General features: G+C 27.8%; 2 protein-coding genes and 1 pseudogene (1 of these 3 only partly in view). All 3 read right to left on the bottom strand.

Going from position 1 to position 1,212, the window contains the following annotated elements; genetic code table 11:
* Nucleotides 1–372 (bottom strand): hypothetical protein (locus B0A78_RS10135; RefSeq protein ID WP_133065786.1); only part of this gene is annotated, 372 nt, incomplete at its 3' end.
* 10 nt (nucleotides 373–382) lie between these two features.
* Nucleotides 383–1,084, bottom strand: coding sequence for a polymorphic toxin type 43 domain-containing protein (locus tag B0A78_RS10130; RefSeq protein WP_169859136.1), 702 nt, complete (start codon nucleotides 1,082–1,084; stop codon nucleotides 383–385).
* A gap of 122 nt (nucleotides 1,085–1,206) precedes the next feature.
* Nucleotides 1,207–1,212: pseudogene (locus tag B0A78_RS15090) on the bottom strand (hypothetical protein) (its annotated part continues 177 nt past the right edge of the window); the annotation flags it as partial.

The raw sequence follows: 1,212 nt of genomic DNA, 5'->3' as shown, positions 1-1,212 counted from the left end.
ATAATTCATATCAATTAAAAGATTAATACATAGATTTAACCAATAATCAGATTCCATATGTAATATTAAATGCAAAACATTTTCAATAGGGAATAACTCTAAACAATTATGATTTTCAATTATTCTCTTTTGTATTTCCTCTTTTATTAATGGTGTAGATATTTCAATAAATTTTAAAAAACTAATATATCTAAATTTTTCACTGTTATATTCTATTACTTCAATGCCTTCTCTACTTATTATTATCCAGCCAGAATCATAACAACCATACGTTAAATTTAAATCAGAAAAACTAGCTATCTCTAAAAATTTATATACTTTATCCTCAATAATTAAATCCTGAAAATTCTTATTTTTTATTATTTCTTGCATTTTTATAGTTTTAAAAACTAGGCTTTGAAGTATGCTTAACCTCTTCACCTGATTGATATTCAAGGAATTTCACAAATTTTTCTCTTATTTCTGGAGTCCAATTTTTGTGAAAATGACCTGAAGCTTCATTCGTTAAGATTTCTCCATTCGCACCTCGTTTAAACATCCCTCCAACCACATTATTACCTGCATTTATTACTCTAGCTAAATTTTGATGTGGAGACAGTCCAGATATAGGGTTTTTGACTCTTCCAACTGTAAATATTTCTGTTTCTGGATCAAATACAAATTCAATAGCATTTTTAGGTGTATATTTTTTAAATTGAGCAAGTGATTTAACATTGTTACTAACCTCTATAACTCCAGCTGCTCTACCTGAACCATTTATTAAGTTATTAGTTTCTGAAACAGTGTTTGAACCAAGACTAGAACCTCTTCCATATGCCTGACCTATTTTGTGAAAAACAAATAATTGCCCTGCCAATTCATAGTTTTCCAACTTTGTTAAACCATTGCCTAAATCACTTCCTATTTGTTTTAATGATTTTTTTTCAAAATAGTTTTCAACTGAATTTTGAGTACGATTTAAATCGTCATCTATATCATTTATAATATACGGATTAAATTTATATCCTCCAGTAAAGAGTTTATATGTGCCATTTATTGCATCTGAAGAAAGATTATATGCTGGAACTAAAGTAATATTAGTCAAAAAGTTACCTGTGTTTTCTATTGCATTAGATACTCTTTTTAAAACTCCTACAGAATTATTTTGCTTAAAAACGGGTTTGTCTGTAGGTAACCTTTTTTGGTATGGTGTAACTTCTAATCCTTCTAATT

Source organism: Flavobacterium columnare NBRC 100251 = ATCC 23463 (assembly GCF_002530675.1).
Taxonomy (GTDB): domain Bacteria; phylum Bacteroidota; class Bacteroidia; order Flavobacteriales; family Flavobacteriaceae; genus Flavobacterium; species Flavobacterium columnare.
The sequence above is the reverse complement of the archived record's forward strand: the minus strand, read 5'-3'. Positions and strand labels throughout refer to the sequence as shown.